Origin of the sequence: Pseudomonas paracarnis (assembly GCF_904063055.1) — a bacterium.
Taxonomy (GTDB): Bacteria; Pseudomonadota; Gammaproteobacteria; order Pseudomonadales; family Pseudomonadaceae; genus Aquipseudomonas; species Aquipseudomonas paracarnis.
Genome location: NZ_CAJFCN010000015.1, coordinates 23,714 through 37,656, shown reverse-complemented (window position 1 = coordinate 37,656; position 13,943 = coordinate 23,714). Strand labels below are relative to the sequence as shown.

Below are 13,943 nucleotides of genomic sequence, written 5' to 3'. Positions count from 1 at the left end.
TGCCTGCGATAGCAATCTATCCGTTGCAAATGTACTGCCTGACACACTGCTATCGCAGGCAAGCCAGCTCCCACACAAAGCAGATCCCAGTGAATTCTGAAGATAAAAACAAAAGGTGCAGCCATGCCCGCAATCCGAATTGGCATCAACCCGATCTCCTGGAGCAACGACGACCTCCCGGCCCTCGGCGGTGAGACCCCGCTGAGCACGGCCCTGAGCGAAGGCAAGGACATCGGCTACGAAGGTTTTGAACTCAACGGTAAATTCCCCAAGGATGCCAAGGGCGTCGCTGACGTGCTGCGTCCTTATGACCTGGCGCTGGTGTCCGGTTGGTACTCCAGCCGTCTGGCCCACCGTTCGGTGGCTGAAGAAATCGAGGCGATTGCCGCCCATGTCGAACTACTCAAACACAACGGCGCCTCGGTACTGGTATACGGCGAAGTGGCTGACTCGATCCAGGGCTCGCGCATCCGCCTGATCGAGCGCCCGCGTTTTCACAGTGAACAGGCCTGGCAGGCTTACGCCGACAAGCTTACCGAGCTGGCGCGTTTCACCCTGTCCCAGGGCGTGCGCCTGGCCTATCACCACCATATGGGCGCGTACGTCGAATCCCCCGAGGACATCGACCAGTTGATGAAACGCACGGGCCCGGAAGTCGGCTTGCTGTTCGATTCGGGCCACTGCTACATGGGCGGCGGCGAACCCATCGAGGTGCTGCGCAAGCATATCGACCGCGTCTGCCATGTGCATTTCAAGGATGTACGCAAACCCGTGGTGCAACTGGCGCGTAACCAGATGTGGAGCTTCCCGGACTGCATCGTCAACGGCACTTTTACCGTGCCCGGCGATGGTGATATCGACTTCGCACCGTTGCTGGATGTGTTGCTCGCGGCGAACTACAAGGGCTGGCTGGTGGTGGAAGCCGAGCAGGACCCGGCCGTGGCGCCCAGCTATATCTACGCCAAGAAGGGTTACGACACCCTGCGTGCGCTTCTCAACCAGAGGACTTGAGTGATGAGCTTGTTGGTCAAAAGCAGCAAACGCGGGCAAACCATGGTGGCGCTGGAAGCCGGGCGCCTGGAATACGTGGGCTTTGCCGCCTACCGCCTGAGCCTGGGTGAAACCCTGCCGGTCAGTGCGGGCGATCAGGAACTGTGCCTGGTGCTGCTCAGCGGTCGGGTGAATATTGAAGGCGAAGGCTTCAATTGGCAGAACCTGGGGGATCGCCAGTCGGTGTTCGAAGACAAGTCACCGTTCGCCGCCTATTTGCCGCCGGGCACTGACGCCCGAGTCACGGCCCTGAGCGACGTGCAGATTGCCGTCTGCGCAGCGCCGGGTGCTACGGGTTTTGCCCCGCGCTTGATCCGCCCCGAGCAGTGCAAGCGCAGTGTGCGCGGCAAAGGCGCCAATACCCGTTACGTGTGCGACATCCTGCCCGACAGCGAGCCGGCTCATTCGCTGCTGGTGGTGGAAGTGCGCACGCCGTCGGGGCATTCCTCCAGCTACCCGCCGCACAAGCACGACACTGACGACCTGCCGCACCAGAGCTTTCTGGAAGAGACCTACTATCACCAGGTCAACCCGCCCCAGGGCTTCGTGTTCCAGCGTGTGTACACGGATGATCGCAGCATCGACCAGGCCATGGCCGTGGAAAACAGCGACCTGGTGGTGGTGCCCAAGGGGTATCACCCGGTCAGCGTGCCGTATGGCTACGAGTCTTATTACCTCAACGTCATGGCCGGCCCCAAGCGCGCCTGGCATTTCCATAACGACCCGCAGCACAGCTGGCTGCTGGACCTTTAAACGGTTTTGGACGGAGAACAACAACAATGAAGTCGCCGCTACGTTTTGCCCTTAACCGTATGGTCGCGCCTGATTTGCCCCTGGCGGATTTTATCCAGTTGGCCAAAGCCCTTCAGTGCGATGCCATCGAGATCCGCAACGACCTCAAGAACCGCGAGATCGAATACGGCATGTCCGCCAGCCGCGTGCGTGAGTTGTGCGCCGCGCAGGGCATCAAGGTGTTGTCGATCAACGCGCTGTACCCCTTTGATGTGTGGAACGACGAACGCCGTGCCCAGGCAATCGAACTGGCCACCTATGCCCGTGAGTGCGGGGCCCAGGGCCTGGTGATGTGCCCGTTCAATCAGCCTGGTGATACGCGCAACGACGCGCAGCGCGCCGCCGGTTTGCGCACGGCGTTGAGCGAGCTGGCGTTGATCCTGCGCGAGTACGGGATTCTGGGTTTCATCGAGCCTCTGGGCTTCACCGTATCCGCCCTGCGCCGCAAGCGCGTGGCAGTGGATGCCATCAAGGCCATCGGTGGCCTGGATGTGTTTCGTGTGGTGCACGACACCTTTCACCATCACCTGGCCGGCGAGCATGAGTTCTTCCCGGAGCTGACCGGGCTGGTGCATATCTCCGGGGTGGAAGACCGCGAGGCGCCGCTCGACTCGATCCGCGACGGCCACCGCGTGCTGGTGGGCGAGGACGATATCCTCGGGAATGCGGCGCAGATCGACACCTTGCTCAGCACTGGCTACAGCGGCTATTTGTCGTTTGAGCCGTTTGCCGAAAGCGTGCATGGGTTGGCGGATATCCGGCAGGCATTGGGCAGCAGCATGGCGTATTTGCAAAAGCCCTTGCCATAACGCGATCAAAAATATGGGAGCTGGCTTGCCTGCGATAGCGGTGTGTCAGGCAATACATGTGCAACTGATAGACCGTTATCGCAGGCAAGCCAGCTCCCACAGTGGATCGGTGTTGAACACTTCAATTGCAGTCACACAAGGTGCAAGTGATGACCACAACAAGATTGACCATGGCCCAGGCCCTGGTGAAGTTTCTGGATAATCAATACATCGAGGTCGATGGCGTACAGAGTAAGTTCGTCGCCGGGGTATTCACTATTTTCGGGCATGGCAATGTGTTGGGCCTCGGCCAGGCCCTGGAGCAGGACAGCGGCGACTTGGTGGTGCACCAGGGCCGCAACGAACAAGGCATGGCCCATGCCGCCATCGGGTTTGCCAAGCAGCACCTGCGCCGCAAGATCTATGCATGCACGGCCTCGGTCGGGCCGGGCGCGGCCAATATGCTCACCGCCGCAGCCACCGCCACCGCTAACCGCATCCCGTTGCTGTTGCTGCCCGGTGATGTCTATGCCAGCCGCCAGCCCGACCCGGTGTTGCAGCAGATCGAGCAATTCCACGACCTGAGCATCAGTACCAACGACGCCTTCCGCTCCGTAAGCAAATACTGGGACCGCATCAACCGCCCGGAGCAACTGATGACCGCGGCGATCCATGCCATGCGCGTGCTGACCGACCCGGCTGAAACCGGCGCGGTGACCCTGGCCTTGCCCCAGGATGTACAAGCCGAAGCCTGGGACTACCCCGACTATTTCCTGCAAAAACGCGTGCACCGCATCGACCGACGCCCGGCCACCAGCGCCATGATCGGTGACGCGCTGGCTGCGTTTCGCGGCAAGCGCAAGCCGCTGATCATTTGCGGCGGCGGGGTCAAGTACTCCGGCGCCAACCAGGCACTGCAAGCCTTTGCCGAGCGTTTCGATATTCCTTTCGCGGAAACTCAGGCGGGCAAGAGCGTCGTGGTTTCCAGCCATCCGTTGAACGTCGGCGGCATCGGCGAAACCGGCTGCCTGGCGGCTAACCTGCTGGCGCCTGAGGCCGACCTGATTATTGGCATCGGCACTCGTTATACCGACTTCACCACCTCGTCAAAATCGCTGTTCAAGCACCCCGAGGTGAAGTTTCTCAACCTCAATATCAGCCCCTGCGATGCGTTGAAGCTGGACGGTGTGCAAGTGCTGGCCGATGCGAAAGTTGCGCTTGAAGCACTGGCCGATGCCCTGGGCGATTACCGTTCGGGCTGGGGCGGACAGGTCGCTGACGCGAAGGCGCAACTCGACGCCGAAGTGGACCGCGTGCATCAGGTGCACTACCAGGGCGATGAGTTTGTCCCCGAAGTCGACGACCACCTGGACCGTGCCGTCCTGCGGGAATTCATCGAGCTGACCGGTTCGTGCCTGACCCAAAGCGCGGTGCTCGGCGTGCTCAATGCACGCCTGGCCGATGACGCAATCATCGTGGCTGCCGCCGGCAGCCTGCCCGGCGATTTGCAGCGTGCCTGGCGCAGCAAGGGCGTCAACACCTACCACGTCGAATATGGCTATTCATGCATGGGCTACGAGATCAACGCTGCCCTGGGCGTGAAGCTGGCCGAGCCAAGCAAGGAGGTGTACGCCCTGGTTGGCGATGGCTCCTACATGATGCTGCACTCGGAGCTGGCCACCTCGATCCAGGAGCGCCGCAAGATCAACGTGGTGCTGTTGGACAACATGGCGTTCGGTTGCATCAACAACCTGCAGATCGGCAACGGCATGGACAGCTTCGGTACGGAGTTCCGCTTTCGTAACCCCGAGAGCGGCAAGCTCGACGGCGGCCTGGTGCCGGTGGATTTCGCCATGAGTGCGGCGGCCTATGGCTGCAAGACCTACAAGGTCAGCACGGTAGAGCAGCTGGAAGCGGCCCTGGCCGATGCGCGCACGCAAACCGTCTCGACCCTGATCGATATCAAGGTGCTGCCCAAGACCATGATCCACGGCTACCTGTCGTGGTGGCGGGTGGGTGTGGCGCAAGTGTCCACCAGTGAACGCACGAATGCAGCGGCAAAAAAACTCAATGAACACCTGGCCAAGGCCCGGCAGTACTAACAACAAGAGGAGTGTTTGCATGTCTTTGAAGCTTGGAGTGATTGGTACGGGCGCCATTGGCCGGGACCATATTCGTCGTTGCAGCCAGACCCTGCTCAACAGCCAGGTGGTGGCGGTCACTGATATCAACCTTGATCAGGCGGCCCAGGTGGTGGCGGACTTGAAACTGGATGCCGAGGTGTATCCGGATGGTCATACGCTGATCAATTCGCCGGAGGTCGAAGCGATCCTCGTGACCTCGTGGGGCCCCAGCCACGAAGAGTTCGTACTGGCCGCCATCGCCGCCGGCAAACCGGTGTTCTGTGAGAAACCCCTGGCGGTGACGGCCGAGGGCTGCCGCAACATTGTCGAGGCCGAAGTGGCACACGGTAAGCGTCTGGTCCAGGTGGGCTTCATGCGCCCTTATGATCAAGGCTACCGCGCCCTCAAGGCGGTGATCGACAGCGGCCAGATTGGCGAGCCGTTAATGCTGCACTGCGCGCACCGTAACCCCACGGTGGGCGAGAACTACAACACCGGCATGGCGATCACCGATACCCTGATCCATGAGCTGGACGTGCTGCGTTGGCTGCTCAACGACGACTACGTGTCCGTGCAGGTGGTGTTCCCGCGCAAGACGAGCAAGGCGTTGGCGCACCTGCGCGACCCACAGATCGTGCTGCTGGAAACTGCCAAAGGCACGCGTATCGACGTGGAAGTGTTTGTGAACTGCCAATACGGCTACGACATCCAGTGTGAGGTGGTGGGGGAGAGCGGTATCGCCAAGTTGCCGGAGCCATCTCAGGTGCAACTGCGCAGCGACGCGAAGCTGTCCAACGCGATCCTGATGGATTGGAAGGATAGGTTTATCGGTGCCTATGACGTGGAGTTGCAGGCATTTATCGACAGCGTGCTGGCCGGGCAGGTCGGCGGGCCGTCGGCCTGGGATGGGTTTGCGGCGGCGGTGGCGGCAGATGCGTGTATTGAAGCCCAGGGCAGTGGGCAGATTGTGAAAGTCAGCCTGCCAGATCGCCCACACTTCTACGGCTAACTCACTGAAGAAATGTGGTTAACACTGTGGGAGCTGGCTTGCCTGCGATAGCGGTCTATCAGTGGCAGATTCAGTGCCTGACACACTGCTATCGCAGGCAAGCCAGCTCCCACAGTTGCTTGGGTTCCCAAATCAATTCTGGAGTTGAGCATGCGAATCGGACTAGTGGGCTACGGCCACGGTGGGCGCTTTTTTCATGCGCCGCTGATCGCCACCCTGCCTGGCGCCACCTTTGTCGGCGTGGTGACGCGTTCACCCGAACGTCGCCAGCAATTGAGCACTGATCTTCCAGGTGTCAAAGCCTTCGACTCCATCGGCCAGATCGTCGAAGCCGGCGTCGATGCCCTGGTGATTTCCACCACCCTCAAAGGTCGCCCGGCCTTGGTGCTGGAAGCCATCGAGCACGGGGTGGCGGTGGTCAGCGACAAGCCCTTTGCCGCCAACGCCGAACAAGCCCAGGCCCTGATTACCGCTGCCGAGCGTCAGGGCTCGTTGCTCAGTGTTTATCAGAATCGGCGCTGGGATTCGGATTACCTGACCCTGCGCAAACTGATCGACGCTGGCGCCTTGGGCACCATCACCCGCTTTGAATCCCGCGTGGAGCGCTACAGCCCGCAAGCTGTGGGCAATGCCAGCGGTGGAGGATGGCTGCGCGACCTGGGCAGCCATCTGGTGGACCAGGCGTTGCAACTGTTCGGACCGGTGGAGCGGGTGTTCGCCCAATTGCACTACACACCAGAACATCCCACCGTGGACCACGGCTTCTTTGTCTCCCTCACTCATGCCAACGGCGTGATATCGCACCTGTGGGGCAACGCGTTGCAGAACAGCCAGGCGCCGCGATTTCGCGTCAGTGGCAGCCTGGGTTGCTACACCATCGACGGCCTGGACGGCCAAGAAGAAGCGCTGCTGGCCGGCAAGTCGCCGAAAACCGAAGGTGACCACTGGGGCGCTGAGGAGCACCGACGCTGGGGCTGGTTCGAACAAGGGTCGGAGCGTGAGCGGGTGCCGTCGGAGAAGGGCTGCTGGCCCCAATTCTATCGGCAGTTGCAAGCGGCCGTGGTGGGGCAGGGGCCGCTGCCGGTCAACGCCTATGACGCCCTGGAAACCACCCGTATATTGGATGCCGCACGTTTGAGCGCTGAGCGCCAGCAGGTGGTCTCGACAAAAATAGAATAAAATTCTAAAACAAGTTGATGTGGAAATTATTTTCTAATACAGTCTTTTCCAGGTTGCATAAAGTACGTCCCGGAACCTACGGGCGACTCAACAAAAACAAGATCAAAAACAACCAGGTACCGTCAGATGAAAATCTTCAACGCTGTACTGCGAGTTTTACGCCCCCTCCAAGCGCCACGCGGACTGCCCCGCGCCCGGCCGTTCTACTTCTCCTTCCTGAATGTGCTGTGCGTCGAAAACCAGGGCGCGCTGGTGTGCTGCATTCCTGGCGCGCCGGTGGTGCGACTGACAGCCGAGTCCTGATCAACGCAACGTCGAAAAAAACCAACAAGAAAGTGGAGACAGACCGTTCATGAAGACCCCGATCCGTTTTACCGCCCTGGCCCTGTCCATGCTGCTGGCCAGTGGCGTTGCCGGCGCCGCCGACCTCAAGGTGGGCGTGACGATGTCCGCGTTCGATGACACCTTCCTCACTTACCTGCGCGAGGACATGGACAAGCAAGCCAAGTCCTATCCAAAAGGCGATGGCGTGCAACTGCAGTTCGAAGATGCCCGCGCCGATGTGGTCAAGCAGTTGAGCCAGGTCGAGAACTTCATCAGCCAGAAGGTCGACGCGATTATCGTCAACCCGGTCGATACCGCGTCGACCAAGAACATCATCAGTGCCGCCACCAAGGCGGGTATCCCGCTGGTGTTCGTCAACCGCCGTCCTGACCAGAAAGACTTGCCCAAGGACGTGGTGGCCGTGACCTCCGATGACGTCGAGGCCGGCCGCCTGCAAATGCAGTACATCGCCGAAAAGCTCGGCGGCAAGGGCAAGATCGTGATTCTTTTGGGCGACCTGGCGAACAACTCCACCACCAATCGCACCAAGGGCGTGAAGGAAGTGCTGGCCAAGTACCCGGACATCAAGATCGAGCAGGAGCAAACCGGCATTTGGTTGCGTGACAGGGGCATGACCCTGGTCAACGACTGGCTGACCCAGGGCCGGGAGTTCAATGCGGTGCTGGCCAACAACGATGAGATGGCGATCGGTGCGTCCATGGCCCTGAGATCGGCCGGCAAGGAAAAAGGCAGCGTGTTGATTGCCGGTGTCGACGGCACGCCCGATGGCTTGAACGCGATCACCAAGGGCGACATGACCGTGTCGGCGTTCCAGGATGCCAAAGGCCAGGCGGTGGGGTCGGTAGAGGCGGCGCGCAAGATGGCCAAGAACGAGCCGGTCGAGCAGAACGTGGTGATCCCGTTCCAGTTGATCACCCCGGACAACGTCAAAGACTTCAAGTAGCCCTGACACCACAACAATAAGCCGGCAGGGCGGTTACGGCCGTCCTGCAGATGGAGTACCTCCCTATGCTTGCTCAAGCCGCCACGTCGCAGCCCGCCGCTCAACCGGCGCTGGCGCTGGACGAACCCTACCTGCTGGAAATCCTCAACATCAGCAAAGGCTTTCCCGGTGTCGTGGCCCTGGACGATGTGCAACTGCGGGTGCGCCCCGGCACGGTGCTGGCGTTGATGGGCGAGAACGGCGCGGGTAAGTCGACGCTGATGAAGATCATTGCCGGCATCTACCAGCCCGACGCCGGCGAGATTCGCCTGCGTGGCAAGCCGATCACCTTTGAAACGCCGCTGGCCGCGCAAAAGGCCGGGATCGCGATGATCCACCAGGAACTCAACCTGATGCCCCATATGAGCATCGCCGAGAACATCTGGATCGGCCGCGAACAGCTCAACAGCCTGCACATGGTCAACCACCGCGAAATGCACCGTTGCACCGCCGAGTTGCTGGCGCGCCTGCGCATCAACCTCGACCCGGAAGAACAGGTCGGCAACCTGAGCATTGCCGAACGGCAGATGGTCGAGATTGCCAAGGCAGTGTCCTACGACTCCGACATCCTGATCATGGATGAACCCACCTCGGCCATTACCGATAAGGAAGTGGCCCACCTGTTTTCGATCATTGCCGACCTCAAGTCCCAGGGCAAAGGCATCGTCTATATCACCCACAAGATGAACGAAGTGTTCGCCATCGCCGATGAAGTGGCGGTGTTCCGCGACGGCCAATACATCGGCTTGCAACGGGCCGACAGCATGAACAGCGACAGCCTCATCTCGATGATGGTCGGGCGTGAATTGAGCCAGCTGTTCCCGGTGCGCGAAACGCCTATTGGCGAGCTGTTACTGTCGGTGCGCGACCTGAGCCTGGACGGCGTATTCAAGGACGTATCGTTCGACCTGCACGCCGGGGAGATCCTCGGGATCGCCGGGCTGATGGGCTCCGGGCGCACCAATGTGGCGGAAACCATTTTTGGTATCACTCCAAGTTCCAGCGGGCAAATCACCCTGGACGGCAAGGCGGTGCGCATTACCGACCCGCATATGGCCATTGAGAAAGGCTTTGCGCTGTTGACCGAGGACCGCAAGCTCAGCGGCCTGTTCCCGTGCTTGTCGGTGCTGGAGAACATGGAGATGGCGGTGCTGCCGCACTATTCGGGCAACGGTTTTATCCAGCAGAAGGCCTTGCGTGCCCTGTGTGAAGACATGTGCAAGAAGCTGCGGGTGAAAACCCCGTCCCTGGAGCAATGCATCGACACCTTGTCCGGTGGCAACCAGCAAAAGGCCTTGCTGGCGCGCTGGCTGATGACCAACCCACGCTTGCTGATCCTCGATGAGCCGACGCGTGGTATCGATGTGGGCGCCAAGGCTGAGATCTATCGCTTGATCGCCTTCCTCGCCAGCGAGGGCATGGCGGTGATCATGATTTCTTCCGAACTGCCCGAAGTGCTCGGCATGAGCGACCGGGTGATGGTAATGCACGAAGGTGAACTGATGGGCACCCTGGATCGCGCCGAGGCGACCCAGGAAAAAGTCATGCAGTTGGCTTCCGGGATGACCGCAGTCCACTGATCTACAGAATAAGAAGGTGATGGGTTATGAACGCAATAACAGACAACAAGCCGGCAACCGCACCGGTCAAGAACCGTCGACGCATGCCCACCGAGCTGAGTATCTTCCTGGTGCTGATCGGTATCGGCCTGGTGTTTGAACTGTTTGGCTGGATCGTGCGCGACCAGAGCTTTCTAATGAACTCCCAGCGTCTGGTGCTGATGATCCTGCAGGTGTCGATCATCGGCCTGCTGGCCATCGGTGTGACCCAGGTGATCATTACCACGGGCATCGATTTGTCGTCCGGCTCGGTGCTGGCCTTGTCAGCGATGATCGCCGCCAGCCTGGCGCAGACCTCCGACTTTTCCCGGGCGGTGTTTCCGTCCCTCACCGATTTGCCGGTGTGGATCCCGGTGGCGATGGGCTTGGGCGTGGGGCTTTTAGCGGGCGCGATCAACGGCAGCATTATTGCGGTCACCGGCATTCCGCCGTTTATCGCAACCCTGGGCATGATGGTCTCGGCCCGTGGCCTGGCGCGCTATTACACCGAAGGTCAGCCGGTGAGCATGCTCTCGGACTCCTACACGGCGATCGGCCATGGCGCGATGCCGGTGATTATCTTCCTGGTGGTGGCGGTGATCTTCCACATTGCCCTGCGTTACACCAAGTACGGCAAGTACACCTATGCCATCGGCGGCAACATGCAAGCGGCGCGCACTTCGGGGATCAACGTCAAGCGTCACTTGATCATCGTCTATAGCATCGCCGGTCTCCTGGCGGGCCTGGCCGGTGTGGTTGCCTCGGCACGTGCAGCGACGGGGCAAGCCGGCATGGGCATGTCCTACGAGCTGGACGCGATTGCCGCCGCAGTGATCGGCGGTACCAGCCTGGCCGGTGGAGTAGGGCGCATCACCGGCACGGTGATCGGCGCGTTGATCCTCGGGGTGATGGCCAGCGGGTTTACCTTTGTCGGGGTGGATGCGTATATCCAGGACATCATCAAGGGCCTGATCATTGTGGTGGCGGTGGTGATCGACCAATACCGCAACAAGCGCAAGCTCAAGCGCTGAGTTCCTGCCCTGTAGGAGCGAGCTTGCTCGCAAAAGCTGCAAAGATAACGCGGGCTTTCTGACTGAACGCGGTGTCCTTGAGTTCTTTGCGAGCAAGCTCGCTCCTACAGGGGATGAGGCACTTTCAACCGTTTGTCTTCTATATAGCTCCACAACACTGAATTTCTTGCTATAAACGCACTCCGATGACCATTCGCCAAGCCCGTCCTGGTGCCTTTGGGGGTTAATCGGGAAAAAATGCCTGTCTTTTCAGTTGCTGCGCCCTCAAGTCGGCCTTAGACTGCCGCCCCTCGTAAATTGAGTGCCGGGTGGCGCTTGAAATGGACGGCGCCCTTCCGAGACCTGCACAGGCCTTGCGGAACGCTCCCTTATTCGCCTTAATGCACGTATTTTTTATAGAGAAATCAATGACAAAGGAAAAGTTGCTGGCCATGCCGGCGGATGACTACATGAATGCCGAACAGCACGCTTTTTTCGAGAAGTTGCTGCAAGACATGAAGGTGGAACACCACGAGCGCATTGAGCAGAACCGTATCGCCATTGAAAGCCTGGACACCCCGGCCGACCCGGCTGACGCGGCTTCTGTCGAAGAAGAGCGCACCTGGCTGGTGAACGCCATTGACCGCGACCAGCGCATGCTGCCGCAACTTGAGCGTGCCCTGGAACGCATCAAGGAAGATTCCTTTGGCTGGTGTGACGACAGCGGCGAGCCTATCGGCCTCAAGCGCCTGCTGATCAGCCCCACCACCAAGTACTGCATCGAAGCGCAAGAGCGCCACGAGCAGATCGACAAGCACCAGCGTCAAGCTTGATCTGATGAATGGGGCGGCACTCGAGCTGGCCGTCCCCGTCTCTACATTGTTGCTGTTTATGCAATGAAGCTATTCCGCAGATAGCTTTTTCCAACTGGAATAAAACCGTAGCATGGCCAACATTGTTAGCCAGCTAACTAATGCTGCGGAGAAGCTCCATGCAAAACAAAGTCGATGTGGCCGTGATGATCGGCAGTGGCGTGCCTGAAACCCTTCGTGCCCTGGGCCAGCGCGCCTGCTGGGTGGTGTTGCTCAACGGTGAGCAACGCGGCACCGCGTTCGCCAGCCGGGACGAGGCGCAGGAATGCCAGGCTGCCTGGCAAGCGCTGTTACGCAGTGAAGAGTCAGACAGCCTGCACTGAATCAACCGTGGGGACGTTCATGCAGCAGCGCATTGAGGTCATCCACTGCGGGCGCCCACTCTGCGTCGACGTGCAATTGTTCCCTGAGGAAGTTCGCCTGCTGTTCGCTCCAGAATGGCGCGTCGATGAGTTTTACCTCATCGGGCAGGCGATGTTCGGCGGTGAAACGTTCGATGGCTTCCTGGCTGGAATCCAGGCCCAGTTGTTCGAACAGGGTTTCAAGGGTTGGGGTCGTGGTGTCCATAACGTTCTCCATGCGGGTTTATCGTCATGCATGTGAGGGCTCGGGGGGCGCCAGAGTTCTATCGGATTGTCAGGAATTGAGCGCGCCGCAATCCACGGCGGCTTTCAGTGCCTTGGCCGCCTCTTTGCCAGCGACGGCTGCTGCGTCGGCGGTTTTGAACCAGCGGTCTTTTTCCACTTGGTGCGCGGTGACCTTGTTCAGCGGTGGTTTGGCTCGCATGATGATGACCGCTTGAAACTCACCGTCTACTTCTCTCGCATCGCCGTGGATAATAAATTCGCCAATATCAAATTCCGTCACGTATGGCTTTCCCTTCAAGGTAACTGCGTTGATGAAACCTGACCCGCGGGGGGCAAACTTCCATGGACAGGCCAGTATGGCAGTTGTTGAGGGGCAGTGGCGCGGTAAAGTCATCCAGGCGACGAAACGATTCCGCCGCCTGAGGCGTATAGCTTGGCTTCAAGGGACTTGGCCAGTTCGCAGGCTTTGATGTGATCGCTGCGAAACCCCTTGATCTTGCCGCTGGGCACTTCAAGAATATGAAAAAAGTTCTTTCCTGCGGGTACAACTTGGTAAAGCACTGAATTGGAGTACCCATTCAGGTTCAGCAGGCAGTAGTATTGCTGTTCGTCGGGACATGGTGAACGAGTGTGGAAAGACGTAGCGTCGTGTTGACGTCGTTGCATGCTCAGCTCCTGTCGATCGATCCGGTTAGCTTGTCTGCGATGTTTCGGGTGGTTTTCACCCTGGTTGCTGTTCTAGTATTGTCGTCGGTAGTTCGTGACTGGTTCCATGCCCAGATGTTTTTTTGTGTTGGGATGTCGGAAAACTGCATTTTTAATTGGGTTATTCTCTGAAGTCGGCAGACCCGTATTCTCGGGTCGTTGAACCTGTGATTTGCTGTATCACGGTTGACTCCGCATGAGGTCCGCCGTTGAGGTTTGTACTAGCCTTACGAGTTCTCTTCAGTTTTTTAATGACTCTGTATCGTGTCGTAACGGCCATTTTTTTGTGCTGTTCGCTTTGGCGGCCAGTGCTTTTTTGATGTGGGGGCGTTTCCTTGGCAGTCAGTAATCTGGATATGCACGCGTTATTCGTGCTGGGTGATTTGCGCGCAAAGTTGGTCAAGCAGTTTCAATCCCGGTTTGTCTACGTCACTGAACAGACGCCGGAAGGTATTTATATCGCCGAGATCGATACCGAAACGGCGCTGGTCGTGGATGACAAGCCACGTCTGGAACTCAAAGTGGGTGACCATTTTCGCGCGGCGGTGTTGCCCAGCCGTGAAGGTGGAAAGTTCGAATTGAGGTTTCGCGATATCAAGTTGACTGTGTACGGCATCGGCGACTATGCCTTTGTGTCGTCGAACGAAGGCCAGGGTATCGTGTTCAAGGAAGGCCACAGCGTGATGCTGGTATTCGCTGCCCACGATCAATTGCAAGAAGGGTTGACCAAAACCCTGAAAGCCGTGACGGGCAAAGCCGCCAAATGGCGCAAGGGTGAGCTGGTGACCTTCAAGGCCAGCGAGTAGGCGCTGAACATGTTGTGCCTCTTTGTCTTTTGGAACCTCTACTACAGTTGAGTTGACTTAACTATTCAGAGGCTTCGCGCATTTGCAGCAAAGCCGT

General features: G+C 59.2%; 16 protein-coding genes. 13 read left to right on the top strand and 3 right to left on the bottom strand.

The window, feature by feature from the left end; genetic code table 11:
* The first annotated feature begins 123 nt into the window (after positions 1–123).
* The 12 genes from iolE to JMV15_RS24180 all read left to right on the top strand — a co-directional run bounded on the left by iolE (position 124) and on the right by JMV15_RS24180 (position 12,071).
* Positions 124–1,011: a myo-inosose-2 dehydratase gene (gene iolE, locus JMV15_RS24235; protein ID WP_019817189.1), complete on the top strand. Its 888-nt coding sequence runs from the start codon at positions 124–126 to the stop codon at positions 1,009–1,011.
* Positions 1,012–1,014: 3 nt separating this feature from the next.
* The gene (iolB, locus tag JMV15_RS24230) at positions 1,015–1,803 is read left to right on the top strand and encodes a 5-deoxy-glucuronate isomerase (RefSeq protein ID WP_019817190.1); all 789 of its coding nucleotides are present in this window, start codon (positions 1,015–1,017) and stop codon (positions 1,801–1,803) included.
* A 26-nt stretch (positions 1,804–1,829) separates the two neighbouring features.
* A complete protein-coding gene (locus JMV15_RS24225; protein WP_014718770.1) occupies positions 1,830–2,651 on the top strand; it encodes a TIM barrel protein in 822 nt (273 codons plus the stop codon).
* 149 nt (positions 2,652–2,800) lie between these two features.
* Positions 2,801–4,732: a 3D-(3,5/4)-trihydroxycyclohexane-1,2-dione acylhydrolase (decyclizing) gene (iolD, locus tag JMV15_RS24220; RefSeq protein WP_014718769.1), complete on the top strand. Its 1,932-nt coding sequence runs from the start codon at positions 2,801–2,803 to the stop codon at positions 4,730–4,732.
* A 19-nt stretch (positions 4,733–4,751) separates the two neighbouring features.
* The gene (locus JMV15_RS24215) at positions 4,752–5,762 is read left to right on the top strand and encodes a Gfo/Idh/MocA family protein (protein ID WP_038450404.1); all 1,011 of its coding nucleotides are present in this window, start codon (positions 4,752–4,754) and stop codon (positions 5,760–5,762) included.
* Positions 5,763–5,912: 150 nt separating this feature from the next.
* Positions 5,913–6,941 carry a Gfo/Idh/MocA family protein gene (locus JMV15_RS24210; protein WP_197865692.1) on the top strand — a complete coding sequence of 343 codons (1,029 nt, stop codon included), beginning with the start codon at positions 5,913–5,915 and terminating at the stop codon, positions 6,939–6,941.
* A gap of 126 nt (positions 6,942–7,067) precedes the next feature.
* Positions 7,068–7,244 (top strand): hypothetical protein, encoded by a 177-nt coding sequence (locus JMV15_RS24205; RefSeq protein WP_003191673.1) that lies wholly within the window; start codon positions 7,068–7,070, stop codon positions 7,242–7,244.
* A 49-nt stretch (positions 7,245–7,293) separates the two neighbouring features.
* On the top strand, positions 7,294–8,229 hold the full coding sequence (locus JMV15_RS24200) for a sugar ABC transporter substrate-binding protein (RefSeq protein WP_014718766.1): 936 nt from the start codon (positions 7,294–7,296) through the stop codon (positions 8,227–8,229).
* Between the two features lie 65 nt (positions 8,230–8,294).
* The gene (locus JMV15_RS24195; RefSeq protein WP_014718765.1) at positions 8,295–9,848 is read left to right on the top strand and encodes a sugar ABC transporter ATP-binding protein; all 1,554 of its coding nucleotides are present in this window, start codon (positions 8,295–8,297) and stop codon (positions 9,846–9,848) included.
* Positions 9,849–9,874: 26 nt separating this feature from the next.
* On the top strand, positions 9,875–10,897 hold the full coding sequence (locus JMV15_RS24190; RefSeq protein ID WP_003191668.1) for an ABC transporter permease: 1,023 nt from the start codon (positions 9,875–9,877) through the stop codon (positions 10,895–10,897).
* 407 nt (positions 10,898–11,304) lie between these two features.
* The gene (locus JMV15_RS24185) at positions 11,305–11,709 is read left to right on the top strand and encodes a TraR/DksA family transcriptional regulator (protein WP_003191666.1); all 405 of its coding nucleotides are present in this window, start codon (positions 11,305–11,307) and stop codon (positions 11,707–11,709) included.
* Positions 11,710–11,867: 158 nt separating this feature from the next.
* Positions 11,868–12,071 (top strand): hypothetical protein, encoded by a 204-nt coding sequence (locus JMV15_RS24180; protein ID WP_014718764.1) that lies wholly within the window; start codon positions 11,868–11,870, stop codon positions 12,069–12,071.
* Between the two features lies 1 nt (position 12,072).
* Here the strand turns inward: JMV15_RS24180 and JMV15_RS24175 are convergent, their stop codons facing one another.
* From JMV15_RS24175 to JMV15_RS24165, 3 genes are all read right to left on the bottom strand, one after another.
* Positions 12,073–12,315 carry a DUF2789 domain-containing protein gene (locus JMV15_RS24175; protein WP_014718763.1) on the bottom strand — a complete coding sequence of 81 codons (243 nt, stop codon included), beginning with the start codon at positions 12,313–12,315 and terminating at the stop codon, positions 12,073–12,075.
* A gap of 69 nt (positions 12,316–12,384) precedes the next feature.
* Complete coding sequence (locus JMV15_RS24170; RefSeq protein WP_014718762.1) at positions 12,385–12,615, bottom strand: hypothetical protein; 231 nt, start codon at positions 12,613–12,615, stop codon at positions 12,385–12,387.
* A gap of 110 nt (positions 12,616–12,725) precedes the next feature.
* On the bottom strand, positions 12,726–13,001 hold the full coding sequence (locus JMV15_RS24165; RefSeq protein WP_032872432.1) for a hypothetical protein: 276 nt from the start codon (positions 12,999–13,001) through the stop codon (positions 12,726–12,728).
* Positions 13,002–13,396: 395 nt separating this feature from the next.
* Between JMV15_RS24165 and JMV15_RS24160 the strand changes: the two genes are divergently transcribed.
* Entirely contained in the window at positions 13,397–13,846 is a 450-nt protein-coding gene (locus tag JMV15_RS24160) for a hypothetical protein (RefSeq protein WP_019817194.1), read from the top strand.
* The last annotated feature ends 97 nt before the right edge of the window (positions 13,847–13,943 follow it).

Bases quoted from the DNA above. Each gene is read 5' to 3' on its own strand.
- iolE (WP_019817189.1), top strand. From the start codon at position 124: ATGCCCGCAATCCGAATTGGCATCAACCCGATCTCCTGGAGCAACGAC.
- iolB (WP_019817190.1), top strand. From the start codon at position 1,015: ATGAGCTTGTTGGTCAAAAGCAGCAAACGCGGGCAAACCATGGTGGCG.
- JMV15_RS24225 (WP_014718770.1), top strand. From the start codon at position 1,830: ATGAAGTCGCCGCTACGTTTTGCCCTTAACCGTATGGTCGCGCCTGAT.
- iolD (WP_014718769.1), top strand. From the start codon at position 2,801: ATGACCACAACAAGATTGACCATGGCCCAGGCCCTGGTGAAGTTTCTG.
- JMV15_RS24215 (WP_038450404.1), top strand. From the start codon at position 4,752: ATGTCTTTGAAGCTTGGAGTGATTGGTACGGGCGCCATTGGCCGGGAC.
- JMV15_RS24210 (WP_197865692.1), top strand. From the start codon at position 5,913: ATGCGAATCGGACTAGTGGGCTACGGCCACGGTGGGCGCTTTTTTCAT.
- JMV15_RS24205 (WP_003191673.1), top strand. From the start codon at position 7,068: ATGAAAATCTTCAACGCTGTACTGCGAGTTTTACGCCCCCTCCAAGCG.
- JMV15_RS24200 (WP_014718766.1), top strand. From the start codon at position 7,294: ATGAAGACCCCGATCCGTTTTACCGCCCTGGCCCTGTCCATGCTGCTG.
- JMV15_RS24195 (WP_014718765.1), top strand. From the start codon at position 8,295: ATGCTTGCTCAAGCCGCCACGTCGCAGCCCGCCGCTCAACCGGCGCTG.
- JMV15_RS24190 (WP_003191668.1), top strand. From the start codon at position 9,875: ATGAACGCAATAACAGACAACAAGCCGGCAACCGCACCGGTCAAGAAC.
- JMV15_RS24185 (WP_003191666.1), top strand. From the start codon at position 11,305: ATGACAAAGGAAAAGTTGCTGGCCATGCCGGCGGATGACTACATGAAT.
- JMV15_RS24180 (WP_014718764.1), top strand. From the start codon at position 11,868: ATGCAAAACAAAGTCGATGTGGCCGTGATGATCGGCAGTGGCGTGCCT.
- JMV15_RS24175 (WP_014718763.1), bottom strand. From the start codon at position 12,315: ATGGACACCACGACCCCAACCCTTGAAACCCTGTTCGAACAACTGGGC.
- JMV15_RS24165 (WP_032872432.1), bottom strand. From the start codon at position 13,001: ATGCAACGACGTCAACACGACGCTACGTCTTTCCACACTCGTTCACCA.
- JMV15_RS24160 (WP_019817194.1), top strand. From the start codon at position 13,397: ATGCACGCGTTATTCGTGCTGGGTGATTTGCGCGCAAAGTTGGTCAAG.